The organism is Herbiconiux daphne, from assembly GCF_024979295.1.
In the GTDB taxonomy this organism is placed as follows: Bacteria; Actinomycetota; Actinomycetes; order Actinomycetales; family Microbacteriaceae; genus Herbiconiux; species Herbiconiux daphnes.
Window position 1 is genome coordinate 1 of the sequence record NZ_JANLCJ010000710.1, and the last position, 547, is coordinate 547.

Here is a 547-nt window from a genome sequence, read left to right on the forward strand (position 1 = left end):
ATAACATAACAAAAAGCCACCTTTTGGGTGACCTTTAGACTGATTTGTTAGTGATTACTTATCATTAACTTTTTTGCTTGCTGTTCAGTCAAATTCAAGCACTGCAATTCTTTTTGCATCAACCACTGCGTCAAGTTCATGGTATGTGTGTCCCAAGAATCTTTCATCTGCAAACATTTGGTCAAATTCTTTTGTAGTATTTTCAAGACCATAGTTAGCGTATGCTTCCTTGTCAAGTACAATAGCTCCAATAACTTTACCTGCTGCTGAACCTGCAATTGCATTTAGGATAGGTGATACATAGAAGTCAACTCCTTGGTATCTGAAACCATTTCCAAGACCTTCTGGGAAAGTATTTGTTCCCATTTGGTATGCTTGCCCTTGTAGTTTTCCAAACATGTCTGCTACAATTGGGTGAACCAATACCGCAACACCTGTTGAATATGCTTTGAATTCATCAACCAATAGTTGAATTTTTCTAACTTCACCAAGGATTTGGTTTGCTGCTTTTGATTCAGATGATACGTCAAGTGTTAATTTTGTACCA

General features: G+C 37.1%; 1 protein-coding gene. It reads right to left on the reverse strand.

Annotated features, from left to right (window positions below):
• Positions 1–84: 84 nt before the first annotated feature.
• Positions 85–547 (reverse strand): hypothetical protein (locus tag N1032_RS27290; RefSeq protein ID WP_259543839.1); only part of this gene is annotated, 463 nt, incomplete at its 5' end.